This is a genomic window from Cellulomonas sp. KU4C (genome assembly GCF_056868065.1).
On the sequence record NZ_CP200322.1, the window covers coordinates 969006 to 986438 of the forward strand.

A 17433-nucleotide genomic window follows, 5' to 3' on the forward strand; every position below is an offset into this window, starting at 1 on the left:
GAGGAACCGCGTGAGCGACACCGGACAGCCGGACCCCACCACCCCCGACCGACCGGTGCTGCTCGTGCTGCACGGCGCGCGCGGCGACCTCGCGCAGCGCATGGTCTACCCCGGCCTGGCGGCGCTCGCCGCGGGCGGGCTGATGCCGGAGCGCTGGCTGGTCGTGGGCACCGGCCGCAAGCCGGTCGGCGACGACGAGATCGCCGACCTCGTGCGGGACTCCCTGCGCGAGCACGGCGACCCGGAGCACGCCGACGCCCTCGACGGCCACGTGCGGTACGCGACGACCTTCACCGAGGACGAGCCGGGCGAGCTCGTGGACGCGATCCGCGACGCGACGCGGGAGCTCGCGGGCGACGAGGGCGCGGACGTCCTCGTCGTGCACTACCTCGCCGTACCGCCGTCGGCGTTCGCGCCGACCACCCGCGCGCTGCGGGTGCACGACCTCGCGGACGGCGTGCGCGTCGTGTTCGAGAAGCCCTACGGCACCTCCCCGGAGTCGTTCGAGGAGCTCGACGCCCTGGTGCACGAGGTGCTCGACGAGGAGCAGGTGTTCCGGATCGACCACTTCCTCGGCAAGGAGGCGACCCAGAACCTGCACGTGCTGCGGTTCGCCAACGAGCTGTTCGGCGGGGTCTGGTCGCGCGAGCACGTCGCGCAGGTGCAGATCGACGTCCCGGAGACGCTGGACGTCGCCGACCGTGCGGACTTCTACGACGAGACCGGCGCCGCGCTCGACATGCTGGTCACCCACCTGTTCCAGGTGGCGGCCGAGGTCGCGATGGAGCCGCCGGCCCGGATGGACCCGGACCACCTGGCCGCCGCCCGCGAGGACGTGATCCACCGGTTCCGGCCGCTGGACCCGACCGAGGACGTGGTGCTCGGGCAGTTCGACGGCTACCGGGGCATCGAGGGCGTCGCGGACGACTCGACCACCGACACGTTCGTCGCCGCGCGCCTGTGGGTCGACGCCGACCGGTGGCGGGGCGTGCCGTTCCTGCTGCGAACCGGCAAGCGGATGGCCGCGCAGGCGCAGCGGGTCACGCTGGTGCTGCGCACCCCGGACGAGCTGTTCGGCGAGCCCGCCGGCCCGGGCCGGATCAGCGTCTCCCTGGCCGGGGACGGCGCGATCGACATCACCACCACCGTGAAGATGCCCGGGCCCGACCTGCGGCTCGCGACGGGGACGGCCTCGCTGGCCCTGACCGACGTCGAGCCGGGCGACCCGCTGCCCCCGTACGCGTCCCTGCTGCACGACGTGCTGGTCGGGGACCGGACGCTGTTCACGACGCCGGAGGGGCTGCGGTCCGCGTTCGCGGCGTTCGCCCCGCTGCTCGGCCCGGACCGCCCGGACCCCGAGCCGTACGCGCCGGGGTCGTGGGGTCCCGCCCGGGCCGACGCGCTCGCCGGCCCGGACGGGTGGGTCCTCACTCGTAGCTGACGGCGTCCAGCACGCGCATCCGGGCGGCACGGGTGGCCGGCCACACCGCGGCCAGCACACCCACGACCACCGCGAGCACCAGCATCCCCGACAGGTTGCCCCACGGGATCACCAGCTCGGACAGGCCGTCCTCGGCGTAGACGGTCGGCAGGGTCGCGGCCAGCGACACCCCGACCGCCAGCCCGACGACGGTGCCGAACACCGCGGTGAGCACCGACTCGACGACCACCGTCCCCGCGAGCTGCAGGCGCCCGAGGCCGACCGCGCGCAGCAGCCCGATCTCCCGGGTCCGCTCGATGACGGACAGCGCGAGGGTGTTGACGATGCCGAGCACCGCGATCACCACGGACAGCCCGAGCAGCGCGTACAGGATCACGAGCACCTGGTTGACCTGGTCCGCGAGGTTGGACACGAACTCGTCGCGGGTGAGCACGGACACGACCACGTACGGCGAGACCGTCGCGGCGACCGCGTCCTTCAGCTCGGCGACGTCGACGCCGTCAGCGGCGGAGACGAGCACCGTGTCGACCGTCTGCTGCTCCGCGGGGACCAGCGCGTCGAGCGTGTCCTGCGCGACCACGACGCCCGCGCCGAGCACGTTGCTGGAGAACACCGCGCCGATCGTGAGCTCCTGCTCGCCTGCGGGGGTGGTGACGACGAGCGTGTCGCCGACCGACCAGCCCTGCGTCTCCGCCGCAGACTCCTGCACCACGGCGTCGCCGTCGGCGATCGTCGCCAGGTCGCCGTCGATCGTCTCGGCGTCGACGGACCGGCCGAACATGTCCTCCGGCACGCCCGCCACGTACTGCACCCCGGCGTCGGTCCCGTCCCCGGAGGTCACGGTCAGCGGCGCGAAGGCCATCGCGTCCGCCTCGCCCACCTCGGGCAGTGCGGCCACGTCGGCGACCGCGCCGGCCGGGATCGCCCGGGTCGCGGACTGCAGGACCAGGTCGGCGTGCGTCTGGGACTCGACCACCCCGGCGACCGACTCCTGCGCCGACACCGCGATCACGGACACGCCGCCGACGAGGGCCATACCGATCATCAGCGCGCCCGCGGTGTTCGCGGTGCGGCGCGGGTTGCGCACCACGTTGCCGCGCGCGAGCCGCCCGACGGGGCGCAGCAGCCGCACGAACGGCCACGCCAGCACCGACAGCACGCTGCGCGCCAGGCTCGGCGCGAGCGCGAGCACCCCGAGCAGCACCCCGGCCGCGCCGGCCCCGAGCGCCGTGCCCGCGGCCTCCGCCTCCGGGTTCAGCACCGCGGCGAGCACCCCGGCGACCCCGAGGCCCACGAGCACCAGGCCGCCGAGGGCCCGCACCCGCATCGAGCGCTCGGGCACCGTCACCTCGTCCCGCATGGCCTCGACCGGCGGCACCAGCGCGGCACGTCGGGCGGGCACCGCGGCGGCGAGCACGCTGACCAGCGTCCCCACCGCGAGCGAGACGCCGATGGTCGCGCCGTCGACGGGGATGTCGCCGCCGAGGTCCATGCCCGCCGACGCGAGCACGGCCTTCAGGCCCTGGACCAGCCCCAGCCCGCCCGCCACGCCGATGGCCGACCCGAGCAGACCCACCACCGCGGCCTGCACCAGGATCGACGCGAACACCTGCGCCGGCGACGCGCCGACGGCCCGCAGCAGCGCGAACTCCCGCATGCGCTGCCGCACCGACATCGCGAAGGTGTTGGAGATGATGAACGCGCCCACGAACAGGGCGATCGCCGCGAACACCAGCAGGAACGTCGTGACGAACCCGAGCATGTCGTCGATCGCGGCCTTGGAGTCGTCGCGCAGCTCCTGCCCGGTGACCACCTCGGCGCCGGTGGGCGCCAGGGGCGTCAGCCGTTCGACGAGCTGCTCCGGGGTGGTGCCGTCCGCCGCGTACACCGCGATGTCCGCGACCCCGTCGTCCGGGGCGAACAGCGCGTACGCGGTGTCGGCGTCGATCAGCACGATCGTGGCGCCCGCCATCGGGCCGCCCATGTCGACCCGGCCGACCACCTCGACGTCGGTGACCTGACCGCCGATCACGGCCTGGGTGTCGTCCCCGATCGCCAGGCCGGAGGACTCCAGCGTGGCCGTCTCCAGCGCGACCTCCCCGGCGCGCTCCGGGCCGCGGCCCTCGACGACCTCGACCGCCGGGTCCTCGTCCAGGTACGGGAACGCGAAGCTGGGTGCCTGGGTGCTCTGCACCGCGGTGCCGTCGGCGCCGACCAGGACGATCGGGCCCTGCACCTCCGGGATGGCCTGCCGGACGCCGTCGACCCCGGCGACCTCGGTGGCGAGGTCCCGCGGGACCGTGCCGGTGACGGCGCCGTCCTCCACGAGGGACGCACCCTCGGCGGGGGTCGGACGCAGGTACGCGTCCGCGGGGGCGGCGGCGTCGACGATCCCGGAGAACGTCCCCGACATCATCGCCCGCAGCGAGAAGGTCCCGGCCACGAACGCGACGCCGAGGGCGACCGCGAGCAGCGAGAGCAGGAACCGGACCAGGTGCGCGCGGATCCCGCGCAGGGCGACTCTCAGCATCAGCCGGCCACCGCGGCGGCGGGACGCAGCGCGGCGAGCGCCGCGAGCACGGAGTCGGGCGTGGGGTCGGTCAGCTCGCCGACCAGGTCCCCGTCCGCGAGGAACAGCACGCGGTGCGCGTAGGACGCCGCCGTCGGGTCGTGCGTGACCATGACGACCGACTGGCCCAGCTCGTCGACGGACCGGCGCAGGAAGCCCAGCACCTCGCCGGAGGACGTCGAGTCGAGGTTGCCGGTGGGCTCGTCCGCGAACACCACGGACGGCCGGGACACCAGGGCGCGCGCGCACGCGACGCGCTGCTGCTGCCCGCCGGACAGCTCCGTCGGCTTGTGGTCGAGGCGGTCCGCGAGCCCGACGGCCTGCACGACCGCGTCCAGGTGCGCGCGGTCGACCGGGCGGCGCGCGATGTCCAGGGGCAGCGTGATGTTCTCGAGCGCCGTCAGGGTCGGGACCAGGTTGAACGCCTGGAAGATGAAGCCGAGGTGGTCGCGCCGCAGCCGGGTCAGCTGCCGCTCGGGCATCCCGCTGACCTCGAGGCCGTCGACGACCACGGTCCCGGAGTCCGCGCGGTCCAGCCCCGCCATGCAGTGCATGAGCGTCGACTTGCCCGACCCGGACGGGCCCATGATCGCGGTCAGCTCGCCGCGGCCGAAGTCCACGTCCACCCCCGCCAGCGCGCGCACGGTGGTGTCGCCCCTGCCGTACGTCTTCACCAGTCCGCGTGCGCTGGCGATCGGTGTGACCTCGTTGGTCGTCATGGTCCTCAGTTCCTCGGTTGCGGGTGCGGCCCGTCGATCGTCCCGTGGGCCCCGTGACCGGCGGCATCGGTGAAACCCCTGGTCGGCCCCTGATCCTCCCCCCGGGGTGCAGCCGGGGTCCGGGACCCGGGGGGCCTGCTGGCGCTGTGGCGCGCGTCACACCTGCGTCCTAGTGTGGGGCACGAGGTGCTCCGATGGTGTGGTCCCTGCTGCTGTGGCTGACCCTGCCGGCGCTGACCTTCGCGCTCGCCCTGCGGCTGCTCGGCGGCGGCTGGTCGACGTCGCGCCGCCGCACGGGCCCGACCGCCCGGCTGCGCGCGCGGGTCGCCGGTGCGCTCGACGGGGTCGCGTCCCGGGTCCGGCACGGTCGGCACCCCGCACCCGACTCCGACCCGTTCGACGCCCTGCACGTGCAGGTGCGGCTCGGGATCGTCGCGGACCACCTGCGCGAGCTCGAGGACGACACCCACGCGTGGGCGCGCGCGGAGCGGATCATCGCGAGCCAGCTCGCCTACGACGCGCTGCTCGCGGACGCGTGCCGGCTCGCCGGGGTGGAGGTGCTGCCCCGCGCGAAGGGCGACCCGTGGGAGCGGCTGCGCGAGGAGGTCGAGCTCGCCGCACGAGGGTGGACCTGGTGAGGGTGGACCTGGTGAGGGTGGATCTGGTGCGCGTGGACCTGGTGGGCGTCAGCCCGCGACGACCGTGAGGGTGCTCGACCCGTCGCCCCGCCGCCGGACCTCGATCCGCTCGGCCACCGCCTGCTTCATCGCCTCGACGTGCGACACCACCCCGACCACGCGACCGCCGGCGCGGAGCCGCCCGAGCTCGCCGAGCACGGCGTCGAGCGTGTGCGGGTCGAGGCTGCCGAACCCCTCGTCGATGAACAGCGTGCCGAGCTCGACGCCGCCCGCCTCGGCGGTGACGACGTCGGCCATCCCGAGCGCCAGGCACAGCGCCACGTAGAACGTCTCGCCGCCGGACAGCGTCCGCGGGTCGCGCCCGGCGCCCGTGGTGTGGTCGAGCACCCGCATCGCCAAACCGGTGCGCCGGCTGCGGACGTCCTCCTTCTCGTCGCTGCGCTCCAGCTCGTAGCGCCCGTCCGACATCTCGCGCAGCCGGTCGTTGGCCGCGGCCACCACGTCCTCGAACCGGCGGACCAGGACGTACGTCGCCAGCGACAGCGCGCGCGCGTTGTCCGCGTCGGCGCCCCCGGCGAGCCGGGCCATCCGCGTGACCGGGCCGGCGGCGGCCGCGGCGGCGGTGAGCGCGGCGGTCGCGGCGCCGACGTGCACGGCGGCGGCCTCGGCCCGCTCGGCGCGGTCCTGCACCGAGCCGAGCGCGGCCGCGGCCACCTCCGCCTCGGCGCGGGTCCGGGCGAGCGCGCCGTCGAGCTCCGCGACCTGGCCCGCGACGGCGGCGGGGTCCTCGTCCGCGACCGCGGCGACCTCGGGGTCGGCCAGCCCGTCGGCGACCCGCGCGACCGCGGCCCGGTGGGCCTGCACGGCCCGCTCCGCGGCGGCGGCGTCGGTCCCGGCGGCGACCGCGGCGCGGGCCGCGTCCTCGTCCGCGAAGCCCTGCTCGTCCAGCAGCCCGGCGAGCTCCTCGGCCCGGGCGGTCACCGCACGGTCGGCCTGGGCGCAGCGGTCCAGGGCGGCGAGCACCCCGGCGGCGCCGTCGACCCGGGCCTGCTCCGCCCCCTGCCGGGCGAGCACGGTGGGGTGGTCCTCGCGGGCCTGCTCGACCTCGACGCGGTCCGTGGCGATCTGCTGCTCCGCGCGCGCCAGGGCGTGCGACGCCTCGACGTGGGCGTCCCCGAGGCGCACCCGGTCGGACCGCAGCTGCTCGGTGTCGCGGTCGTGCTCGGCGACGGACGCCTTCAGCCGGTCCCGCGCCAGGGCGGCGGCCTCGGCCTCGGCGAGGTCGTCCCGGCGGAGCCGGACCCGCTCGGCAGCGGCCTCGGCGAGATCCGCGGCGTCCTCCGCCGCCGGCAGCCCCTCGATCCGCTCGCGCAGCCCCGTGCACCGGGCGGTCAGCGACACCACGGTCCCGTCGCACGCGTTGACGGCCTGCTCCGCGGTCCGGCGGTGCTGCTCGGCGGCGGTGACGTCCTCCTCGCGGACGTGGTCCGCGCCCAGCGGCGCGGGGTGCGGGTGCTCCGCGCTCCCGCACACCGGGCACGGCTCGTCGGCGACGAGGCCCGCCGCGAGCTTCCCCGCGAACCCGTCCAGGCGGGCGGTGCGCAGCCGCGCCTCCTCCTGGACCGCCGACCGGGCGGTGGCGGCGGCGGCCGTCCGCGCCTCGACGGCCGCCGCCAGGTCCTGCTCGGCGGCGACCAGGTCCCGGACCGCGCCGAGCACGGCCTGCGCGTCCGCGAGGTCCCGCGCGCGGGCGGGGGCCGTCGCCGCGAGGTCGGTGGCGGCGTCCAGCTGCTCGACCAGCGTCGCGCGCCCGGCGGGCCGGTCCGCGAGCAGCGCGTCGGCCTCCGCCATCACCCGCACCCGGGTCTCGAGCTCGTCCCGGAGCCGCTCCCGCTCGCGCTCCCGGCGGGGCAGGGCGTCCTCGATCGCGACGACCCGGGCGAGCGTGGCGACCAGCGCCGCCCCCGCCTCCCGCACCGCGTGCAGCGCTCCGGGCAGGCCCGGGTCCGCCAGGGCGGCGTCGGCGTCACCCGGCGCGAGACCGGTCGGCGCGGCGTCCAGCGCCGCCCGCAGCTCCTTGCGTGCCCCCGACCGGGCGCCCACGGCGTCGTCCAGGCCGCGCAGCGCCGGGCGCACGACAGCGGCCCGGCGGGCCACGTCCACCCGCGCCACGTCGGCGGCGTGCTGCTCGGCGGCGGACTCCAGCCGGAGCTGCTCGTCCAGCAGGGCCACCCGTCGCTGCACGAGCCGGAGGCGGTCGGCCGCCGCCTGCGCCGCGGTCCGCACCTCGGCCGCGTGCGCGGCGGCGCGGGTCGCGAGCAGCCGCGCCTCGTCGACCTGCTGCCGGAGCGCGGCGAGCCGCTCCTCGACCAGCGCCGGCACCGCCGCGGTGTCGTCCGCCGCGGCGTCGCGCAGCACGGCGACCGCGTCCTCGTCCGCCCCCGACGCCCCCGCGAACCGCGCGACGCACTCCTGCAGGTACGCCCGCGCGTCGGTGACGCCCCGCTGGGCCTCGCGACGCAGCTCGTCGAGCCGCTGCTGCACCTGCTCGTAGACCTCGGTGCCGAAGATCCGCTGCAGCAGGCCGCGGCGCTGCTCGGGGTCGGCGCGCAGGAACGCCGCGAACTCGCCCTGCGGCAGGACCATCGTCTGGACGAACTGCGCCCGGTCCAGGCCCACCACGCGCGTGAGCTCGGCACCGGCCTCGTCCAGCCGCGTCGACAGCAGCTCCCCCGCCGGCGGCTCGTCGCCGTCACGCGGGAAGCTGGGCGCCCCGGTCAGCCGCCACAGCTGCACGGTCGCCTGCTGCCGGGCGCGGCCGGTGCCCCGGCGCTTGGCACGCTCGTAGGCCGGCGTGCGCCGCACCCGGTAGACGCCCGCCCCGGTCTCGAACACGAGCTCGACGACGGTCTCCGTGTCGTCCGCCGCGAACGCCGAGCGCAGCCGGTCCTCGCTGGCCGACGCCGACGCGACCTTCCCGTAGAGCGCGAACACGATCGCGTCGATCACCGTCGACTTGCCCGCCCCGGTCGGACCCTCGAGCAGGAACAGCCCGCCCGCGGACAGCGCGGCGAAGTCGACGACGTGCCGGCCCGCGAACGGCCCGACCGCCTGCATCGTGAGGTGATGCAGCCGCATCAGGCGCTCCGACCCGCGGCGGCGACGTGCTCGTAGGCGCGACGCAGCACCGCGGCCTCGGCCTCGGAGGGGCGCCGGCCGCTCACGTGCTCGACGAACTCGGCGGCGACCTCCAGCGGGTCGCGCGCGGCGGTGACCTCCGCGGCGCGGGGCGCCCCGACGCGGGCGGGCGGCTGGTGCTGCACCACGAGGGCGTGCGGGAACCGGCCGCGCACCCGGCGGTACAGGTCGGTCGGGCGGTGGTCGTCGGTCACGGTCACCCGGACCCAGTCGGCCACGTGCGCGTCGCCGGCGGGGCCGAGCAGGTCCTCGAGCGGGCCCGTCAGGTCGGTGAGCCGCCGCGGCACCGGCGCCGGGACCAGCCGGACCTCGGGCGCGCCGACGCCGCCGAGGTCGACGAGCGCGGTCGACTTGGCCTGCCGGGCCTCCGAGAACGAGTACGCCAGCGGCGAGCCCGAGTACCGCAGCACCGTCGGGCCGTCCGGGTCGCCGACCCGCTGCGCGCCGTGCAGGTGCCCGAGGGCGACGTAGTCCACCCCGTCGAACACCGCCGCCGGCGCGTGGTCCACGCCACCGACCCGGATGTCCCGCTCCGACTCGCTGGCCGCGCCCCCGACGACGAACGCGTGCGCGAGCACCACGGACCGCGGGGCCGCACGGCCGGCGGCGACGGCGGCCGTGGTGCGCGCGGCCAGGTCGGCGCGCACCCGGTCCATCGCCGCGCCGAGCACGGCGGCGTGCGACCGGGCCAGCGGCTGCTCCGCGTCGGGGGCGGCGAGAGCCCGGCGGGCGGCGTCGGGGTCGAGGTACGGCAGCCCGTAGACGAGCACGTCGCCGTCGGGGCCGCTCAGCTCGACCGGCCGGTCCACGTCCTCCACCCGCGCGAGCACCCGCACCCGGTCCTGCATCACGGCCGCGCCGAAGCCCAGCCGGATCGCGGAGTCGTGGTTGCCCGGCGTCACCACCACGACCGCGTGCTCGGCGAGCCGGCGCAGCGCGTCGGACAGCTGGGCGACCGACTCGACCGGCGGGATCGCGCGGTCGTAGACGTCGCCGGCGACCAGGACGACGTCCACGCGCTCCTCGCGCACGACCTCGACCAGGTGGTCGAGGAACGCCTGCTGGTGCGCCGTCAGGTCGACGCCGTGCAGGGTGCGGCCCAGGTGCCAGTCGGAGGTGTGCAGGAGCCGCATGCGTCGAAACTAGCCGGGACCACCGACATCCCCGCACTTCCCGGGCATCGCCTGTGGACGACGGGCGTGGCGGGAGCCCGTCAGGCGATGGCGCGCTCGGGCTCGACCTCGATCACACCGGCCATGCCGAGCATGTCGAGCTTGTCGAGCACCTCCCGGTGCGGGTCGCGCAGGGTGACCGGCTGCCCGGTCTCGGTCGCCGCCAGGTGGAGCTGCAGCACGAACGCCAGGCCGGAGGAGTCGATGAACGTCACGTCACCGGCGTCGACCACCACCGGGTCGGTGCTCGTCAGGGCCTGCGCCATCGACGAGCTCGCCTCCGCGCGGAGGGCGCCGTCGACCTCGCCCCACAGCCGGACCACCGTGCGCCCGGCGACGGGCAGCACCTCGATGCCCCCGATCGGGGCGGGCTGGTCGGTCGGGTCCATCGGTTCTCGTCTTCTCTCGTCCTGGGGTGGTGCCGTGCGTGCCCTCGGGGGTGGCTGCCCGGGGCCGTGCGCGGGGCCGCGGAGATCATGGACCGCTGCGGAGCGGTGCGCACCCGGAGGTGTCCCGCTCCCGTCGGCCGGCACTGGCTCACGTCGGTCCTGCTCGGGCGCTTCTGCCGTGGTCAACGCGGCCGGGCCGCCGTTCGTTCCCGTGCGCGGGTGATCTTTGACCGTCCCTTGACCGTACGCGTGGCGGCGGGGCGGTGCACGGCGGTCAGCCGGCGTCCTGGGGCATCGGGTCAGTGACGTCCGCCACGGTCGCGTCGAGCACGCGCACGAGGTCGTCCCCCGCCACCGTCGCGCCGACCCCGTGGCCGCCGCCGCCGATCGACGCCGGTCGCCCCGGCACCCGCGCGTCGGCGACCACGGGCCACGCCCGCAGCGAGCCGAACGGCGTGATCGTGCCGCGCTCGTAGCCCGTCACCTCGCGGGCGGTCGCGGCGTCCGGCATCGACATCCGGCTGACCCCCAGCAGCGTGCGGAAGCTGGGCCACGAGATGGTCCGGTCGCCCGGCACGAGCACGAACAGGTAGTCGTCGTCGCCGCGCCGCACGACCAGCGTCTTGACGATCCCCGAGGGGTCGACGCCCCGGGCGGCGGCGGCCTCGGCCAGCGACCCCACGCGCCCGTGCCGGGTGATCGTGTGCGCGATGCCGGACGCCGCGAGCGCGTCGGCGGCCCGCCGCTCGCCCTCGGCCGGTCCCGCCCCGTCGTCCTGCCCCGTGCTCGTCATGGCCGCCACCCTACGAGCCACCTACGACACGAGCCCGCCGTCCACCACGGCGACCGTCGACCCGTGCCACGTCCGCCGCAGCCAGCGGTCGTGCGACGCGACGACCACCGCACCCGGGGCCTGCCGCAGCGCCTCGGCCAGCTCGTCCGCGAGCGCCAGCGAGATGTGGTTGGTCGGCTCGTCCAGCAGCAGCACGTCCGGCGCCTGCGCGACCAGCAGCGCGAGCACCACCCGGCGCCGCTGCCCGACCGACAGCTCCCGCAGCGGCCGGTCGACGTCCCGCGGCGCCACGAGACCGAGCTCCACCAGCGGGACGACGTCCGGCACCCCGTCGGTCACCAGGCCGTAGACCGTCCGGGGCGTGCGCGCGTCGTCGGACAGCCCGACGTCCTGCTCCAGCAGCGCCACCCGGGCGCCGCGGGCCCGGTGCACGACCCCCGCCCCGGCCGCCACGTCACCGGCGAGCAGGTGCAGCAGCGTCGACTTCCCGGAGCCGTTCGGCCCCGTGACCAGCAGGGCGGTGTCCCGGTGCACGTCGAGCGCGGCCACCGCGAGCCGGCCCGCGACCCGCGCGTCGCGCACCGCGAGCAGCGCACCGTCCGCCGCGGTGCCGGTCGCGGTGCCGCCGGTCGTGAGCGTGCCCCGGAACCGCAGCGGACGCGGCGGGCGCGGCACCGGCGCGGCCTCGATGTCGTCGAGGCGTCTGCGGGCGTCCCGGACCCGGCGGGACACCTGGTGCGCGACCCGGTCCGCGTAGCGGCCGTAGGACATCGTGTTGCGGTCCGTCATCGCCCGGCCCGGCGCGACCGACCGCGCGGACCCGTCCGAGCCCAGCGACGCGCGCAGCGCCGCGACCTCGTCGCGCTCGGCCTCCCACCGCTCCTGCCACTGCCGGCGCGCCACCCGCTGCGCCTCCCGGTAGTCCGCGAACCGACCGCCGACCACGCGGACGCCGCCCAGCACCGGGTCGAGGTCGAGCACCTCGGTCGCCACCTCGTCGAGGAACACCCGGTCGTGGCTCGCGAGCACGACGGCGCCCGGCAGGTCGACCAGGGACGCCGCGAGGAACTCCGCGGCCGCGTCGTCGAGGTGGTTGGTCGGCTCGTCCAGCAGCACGGCGCCCGGGCGTCGGACCAGCACCGCCGCGAGCGCCAGCCGGCTGCGCTGACCGCCGGACAGGGTGCGGCTCGGGCGCGCGGGGTCCACGCCCGCCAGGCCGAGGCCCGCGAGGACCCGCTGCGCCCGGGCGTCGGCGTCCCAGACCTCGGCGGCCTGCGCGCGGGCGAGCGCGAGGTCGTAGCGGGTCGCGGGGTCGTCGGCGCCGTCGGCGCCCTCGGTCCCGAGCGCCGCCGCGGCGTCCTCGAGCTCGGCCGCCACCGCCCGGACGGCCGCGAGCGCGTCCTCGACGACGTCGTGCACCGTGGCCTCCGGCCCGAACGGCGGCTCCTGGTGCAGGTGCGCCAGGTCGTCGGGCCGGTGCACGGCACCGGAGTCGGGTCGGTCGGCTCCGGCCAGCAGCCGGAGCAGGGTGGACTTGCCCGCGCCGTTCTCGCCGACCACGGCGAGCCGGTGGCCCGGCGCGACGGCGAGGCTGACGTCGGTCAGCACGCGGCGGTCGCCGAACAGGCGGGAGACCCCCACGGCGCGCAGGACCGGGGAGTCGGGAGGACGGACGGGGTTGCCGGGTACCGGCATCGCAGATCACCACCAGGAGCACCGGGGCCGCGTCGGCGGCGTCGGCGCGAGTCGGGACAGGACTCGGGGCGGCTCAGATCCACATGACGCCGACCGTACGGTCGTCCGGTGCCGGCCGTCGACCTGTTTCCGGCGTCGCCGGGGCCGCTCGGCGTCCACGGACGCCGCCGAGACAGGACCGCCCCGCCGAGACAGGACCCGCAGACGTCCTGTCTCGGCGCGGAGGCCCTGTCTCGGCGAGGCCGTCGGCGCGGACCGGGCCGGGGGCGGGGCGGGAGCGGGGCGGGAGCGGGGGCGGGGCGGGAGCGGGGGCCCGGGATCCGCCCTCGGCGAATCGAGATCGCGTGGACGGGGCGGGTGCGGTGACAATGGACCGCCGTGACTGCCGCCGACCCCACCTCCCCCGCTCCCGCCCCTCGTGGCGGGGACGCCGGCGACGGCGCGGGTCGGCCCCGGCGTCGACGCGGCGGGCGCGGCCGACGCCCGGCCACCGCCACGTCGCAGCAGCCCGACCGGCAGCGCCCGGCCCGCGGTGACCAGACCCGCGGTGACCGGCCCCGCGGTGACCGGACCCGCCGCCTCGCCGCGCTCGCCGACGCCCGCCGCGCCGCCGTCCTCCCGCCGGTCACCTACCCGGAGCAGCTGCCGGTCTCGGCCCGCCGGTCGGAGATCGCCGCGGCGATCCGGGACCACCAGGTCGTGATCGTCGCGGGCGAGACCGGCTCCGGGAAGACCACCCAGCTGCCGAAGATCGCCCTCGAGCTCGGTCTCGGCCGGGACGGTCAGATCGGCCACACCCAGCCCCGCCGGATCGCGGCGCGCACGGTCGCGGAGCGGATCGCCGAGGAGCTCGGCACCAGCATCGGCGAGCTGGTCGGCTACCAGGTGCGGTTCACCGACGAGTCGTCGGAGCGGACGCTCGTCAAGGTGATGACCGACGGCATCCTGCTCGCGCAGATCCAGCGGGACCCGGAGCTGCGGGCGTACGACACGCTGATCATCGACGAGGCGCACGAGCGGTCCCTCAACATCGACTTCATCCTCGGGTACCTGGCGCAGCTGCTGCCGCGGCGCCCGGACCTGAAGGTCGTCATCACGTCCGCGACGATCGACTCGGCGCGGTTCGCGGCGCACTTCGCCGGTCCCGCGGACGCCGAGCACCCGGATGGCGTGCCCGCGCCGGTGGTCGAGGTCACCGGCCGCACGTACCCGGTGGAGATCCGGTACCGCCCGCTGTCCCCGGACGTCCCCACGGACGACCCCGACGACCCGACGCCCGCGCGTCCGGCGAAGGGCCCGGGCCGGGGCGCGCCCGCGAAGACCCCGCCGCCGCCCGAGGACCGCGACCTGATGACCGCGATCTGCGAGGCGGTCGACGAGCTCAGCGCCGAGGGCCCGGGCGACGTCCTGGTGTTCCTGTCCGGCGAGCGGGAGATCCGCGACGCGGAGGAGGCCCTGCGCGGCCACCTGGGCGTGCGGGTGCAGGACTCCCGCCGGCCGGACGCGGTCGAGCTTGCTGCCGCTGTACGGGCGGCTGTCCGCCGCGGAGCAGCACCGGGTGTTCCAGCAGCACGGCACGCGACGGGTCGTGCTGGCCACGAACGTCGCGGAGACGTCGCTGACCGTGCCGGGCATCCGGTACGTCGTCGACCCGGGCACGGCGCGCATCTCCCGGTACTCGAAGGCCACGAAGGTCCAGCGGCTGCCGATCGAGCCGATCTCGCAGGCGTCCGCGAACCAGCGGTCCGGCCGGTGCGGGCGCGTCGCCGACGGCATCGCGATCCGGTTGTACTCCGAGGACGACTTCGGTTCCCGGCCCCGGTTCACCGAGCCGGAGATCCTGCGCACGTCGCTGGCGTCCGTGATCCTGCAGATGATCTCCGCGGGCGTCGCGACCGGGCCGGACGACGTCGCGGCGTTCCCGTTCGTCGACCCGCCGGACACGCGGGCCGTGCGCGACGGCGTGCAGCTGCTCACCGAGCTGAACGCGCTGGACGCGGGACCCGCCGGCACGCGGCTCACCGACACCGGCCGCGCCCTGGCGCAGCTGCCGATGGACCCGCGGCTCGCGCGGATGATCGTCGAGGGCGGGCGGCGTGGTGTCGCGCGCGAGGTCATGGTCATCGCGGCCGCGCTGTCGATCCAGGACCCCCGCGAGCGTCCCGTCGAGAACCGCGCGCACGCCGACCAGCTGCACGCGCGGTTCGCCGACCCGTCGTCGGACTTCCTGTCGTACCTGAACCTGTGGCAGTACGTGCGGGACGCCCAGCGCGACCTGTCCGGGTCGGCGTTCCGGCGGATGTGCAAGGCGGAGCACCTCAACTACCTGCGGCTGCGGGAGTGGCAGGACGTCGTCACGCAGCTCAAGGAGATGGCCAAGCCGCTCGGGATCGCCGTGAACCCCCCGCGGCAGACCGACCGGGACCTGGCCGCCGACCGCGACCCGGCCACCGAGGGCCGCGGCGCGCTGCGCCTCGAGTGGGACGGCGACCGCGTGCACGTGGCGCTGCTGGCCGGGCTGCTCTCCCAGATCGGCATGCAGGAGGCCTCCGACCTCACCGGCGGCGGCGCCGCGAAGGGCCGTCAGCAGGGCGGTCGCGACGGCCGCGCCCCGGACCGTCGGGGCCGCAACGAGTACCTGGGCGCGCGCGGTGCCCGGTTCGCGATCTTCCCGGGCTCGGGCCTCGCGAAGAAGCCGCCGGCCTGGATCATGGCGGGCGAGCTCGTCGAGACCTCGCGCCTGTGGGCGCGGGACGCCGCGCGCATCCAGCCGGAGTGGGCGGAGGACCTGGCGTCGCACCTGGTCAAGCGCTCCTACTCCGAGCCGTCGTGGTCGTCCAAGCAGGGCGCCGCGATGGCCGTCGAGCGGGTGATGCTCTACGGCGTCCCGATCGTCACCGGCCGCCGCGTCCTGTTCGCCAAGGTCGACGCCGAGCACGCGCGCGAGCTGTTCATCCGGCACGCGCTCGTCGAGGGCGACTGGACCACCCACCACGCGTTCTTCGCGGAGAACCGCCGGCTCCTCGACGAGGCGGAGGACCTGGAGGCCCGGTCCCGTCGCCGCGGCCTGGTCGTCGACGACGACGCGCTGTTCGCGTTCTACGACGAGCGCATCCCCGAGGACGTCGTGTCGGCGCGGCACTTCGACCAGTGGTGGAAGGGCGCCCGGCGCGAGCACCCGGACCTGCTGACGTTCACGCGCGAGCTGCTGGTCGCGGACGACTCCGGTGTCGACGAGTCGTCGTTCCCGTCGACGTGGCCGCAGGGCGACCTGGAGCTGCCGCTGACCTACCAGTTCCAGCCCGGCACCGACGCGGACGGCGTCACCGTGCACGTGCCGCTCGTCGCGCTCGCACGGGTCCGGCCCGAGGGGTTCGACTGGATGGTCCCGGGGCTGCGCGAGGAGCTGGCGACCGCCACGATCCGCGCCCTGCCGAAGCCGGTCCGGGTCCAGCTCGTCCCGGCGCCGGACGTGGCGCGCGACGTGGTGGCCTGGCTGGACGCGCACGCCGCCTCCTGGGCCGACACGGTCCGGGCCGCCGACGCCGCGCCGTCGTTCCACGACGCGTTCCGGCAGGCGGTGCGGGCGCTGCGCGACGTCGACGTCCCGGCGGACGCGTTCGACGCCGAGAAGCTGCCCCCGCACCTGCGGGTCACGTTCCGCGTGGTCGACGACCGGGGTCGGGTCGTCGACGAGGGCAAGGAGCTGGCCGTGCTGCAGCGCCGGCTCGCCGCGCGCACCCAGGACGCGGTGAGCAGCGCCGTCCGCACCGCGGTCCGGGACGCGATGGCGGACGCCCGCGCAGCCGGCGGCGCCGCACCGGCACCCACGGCTCCGGTGCCCGGCCGACGACCCGCGCCGACCCCGGCCCTGCCCGGCTTCGACGGCACCGACCTCACCACGTGGCCGGACCTGCCGGGCGGCGCGCTGCCCGAGCGGGTCGAGACCCAGGACCCGAGCGGCCTGACCGTCCGCGGCTACCCCGCGCTCGTCGAGCACGGCGGACCGTCCGGCGTGCGGGTCCGGGTGGAGGTGCTGGCCGACGCCGGCGAGCAGGCCGTCCGGCACCGCGCGGGCCTGCGCCGGCTGCTGCTGCTCGACGTCGGCCTGCCCGCGGGCCGGATCACCAGCCGGTGGACGGGGACGCAGGCGCTGACGCTCGCAGCCAGCCCGTACCCGAGCACGGACGCGCTGGTCACGGATGTGCAGCTCGCCGCCGTCGACCGGCTCCTGACCGCGCACCTCGGCGACCGCCCGGCGACCTCGGTCCGCACCGCGGACACCTACGCCGCCGCGCGCACCGCCGTCCGGGCCGGGCTGGAGGACACGGTGCACGGCGTCGTCGGCGACCTCGTCGCGGTGCTCGCCGCCGCCCGGGACCTCGACGGCGCGGTCCGCGGCACCCGGTCGCTCGCGCTGCTCGGCGCGGTCCAGGACGTGAAGCAGCAGGCCGAGGCGCTGGTGCACGACGGGTTCGTCGCCGAGACCGGGGCCGAGCGGCTGCCGCACCTCGCCCGCTACCTGCGCGCCGCCGCCCGCCGCCTCGACAAGGCCGGCGACAACCCGGCGCGCGACGAGCAGCTCGCCTGGCAGGTGCGCGACCTGGAGCAGCTGCTCGGCCAGACCCGGGCCCGCGTCACGTCCCGGACGCTGGTCCCCGCCGACCTGGCCGCGCTCGACGAGGTCCGCTGGCTGCTCGAGGAGCTCCGCGTCAGCCTGTTCGCCCAGCAGCTCGGCACCCCGACGCCGGTCAGCGAGAAGCGCATCCGCAAGGCCCTGTCCGCCCTGGCGTGAGGCGCGGTCCGGGGTCTGCGTAGG

General features: G+C 76.6%; 9 protein-coding genes and 1 pseudogene. 3 read left to right on the forward strand and 7 right to left on the reverse strand.

The window, feature by feature from the left end; genetic code table 11:
- The first annotated feature begins 10 nt into the window (after positions 1 to 10).
- A complete protein-coding gene (locus AC1VL8_RS04605; RefSeq protein WP_483074329.1) occupies positions 11 to 1441 on the forward strand; it encodes a glucose-6-phosphate dehydrogenase in 1431 nt (476 codons plus the stop codon).
- Here AC1VL8_RS04605 and AC1VL8_RS04610 read toward each other — a convergent pair.
- Both AC1VL8_RS04610 and AC1VL8_RS04615 read right to left on the reverse strand, forming a co-directional pair.
- Complete coding sequence (locus AC1VL8_RS04610) at positions 1428 to 3971, reverse strand: ABC transporter permease (protein ID WP_483074330.1); 2544 nt, start codon at positions 3969 to 3971, stop codon at positions 1428 to 1430. The two genes, AC1VL8_RS04605 and AC1VL8_RS04610, sit on opposite strands and share 14 nt — an antisense overlap.
- Positions 3971 to 4729: an ABC transporter ATP-binding protein gene (locus tag AC1VL8_RS04615; RefSeq protein WP_483074331.1), complete on the reverse strand. Its 759-nt coding sequence runs from the start codon at positions 4727 to 4729 to the stop codon at positions 3971 to 3973. Before AC1VL8_RS04615 ends, AC1VL8_RS04610 begins: the two co-directional genes overlap by 1 nt.
- A 194-nt stretch (positions 4730 to 4923) precedes the next feature.
- Here AC1VL8_RS04615 and AC1VL8_RS04620 point away from each other — a divergent pair, with 194 nt between their 5' ends.
- The gene (locus AC1VL8_RS04620; RefSeq protein WP_389234487.1) at positions 4924 to 5367 is read left to right on the forward strand and encodes a hypothetical protein; all 444 of its coding nucleotides are present in this window, start codon (positions 4924 to 4926) and stop codon (positions 5365 to 5367) included.
- A gap of 48 nt (positions 5368 to 5415) precedes the next feature.
- On the opposite strand, the gene AC1VL8_RS04625 is transcribed toward AC1VL8_RS04620, so the two are convergent.
- The 5 genes from AC1VL8_RS04625 to AC1VL8_RS04645 all read right to left on the reverse strand — a co-directional run bounded on the left by AC1VL8_RS04625 (position 5416) and on the right by AC1VL8_RS04645 (position 12614).
- On the reverse strand, positions 5416 to 8505 hold the full coding sequence (locus AC1VL8_RS04625; protein WP_483074332.1) for an AAA family ATPase: 3090 nt from the start codon (positions 8503 to 8505) through the stop codon (positions 5416 to 5418).
- Positions 8505 to 9698, reverse strand: coding sequence for an exonuclease SbcCD subunit D (locus tag AC1VL8_RS04630; protein WP_483074333.1), 1194 nt, complete (start codon positions 9696 to 9698; stop codon positions 8505 to 8507). Before AC1VL8_RS04630 ends, AC1VL8_RS04625 begins: the two co-directional genes overlap by 1 nt.
- An 80-nt stretch (positions 9699 to 9778) precedes the next feature.
- Complete coding sequence (locus AC1VL8_RS04635; RefSeq protein ID WP_389234496.1) at positions 9779 to 10126, reverse strand: STAS domain-containing protein; 348 nt, start codon at positions 10124 to 10126, stop codon at positions 9779 to 9781.
- 274 nt (positions 10127 to 10400) lie between these two features.
- Positions 10401 to 10919, reverse strand: coding sequence for an aminoacyl-tRNA deacylase (locus AC1VL8_RS04640; protein ID WP_483074334.1), 519 nt, complete (start codon positions 10917 to 10919; stop codon positions 10401 to 10403).
- Between the two features lie 21 nt (positions 10920 to 10940).
- The gene (locus tag AC1VL8_RS04645) at positions 10941 to 12614 is read right to left on the reverse strand and encodes an ABC-F family ATP-binding cassette domain-containing protein (RefSeq protein WP_483074335.1); all 1674 of its coding nucleotides are present in this window, start codon (positions 12612 to 12614) and stop codon (positions 10941 to 10943) included.
- A 378-nt stretch (positions 12615 to 12992) separates the two neighbouring features.
- On the opposite strand from AC1VL8_RS04645, the pseudogene hrpA reads away from it, so the two are divergent.
- Positions 12993 to 17409 (forward strand): annotated as a pseudogene (gene hrpA / locus AC1VL8_RS04650) (ATP-dependent RNA helicase HrpA).
- The last annotated feature ends 24 nt before the right edge of the window (positions 17410 to 17433 follow it).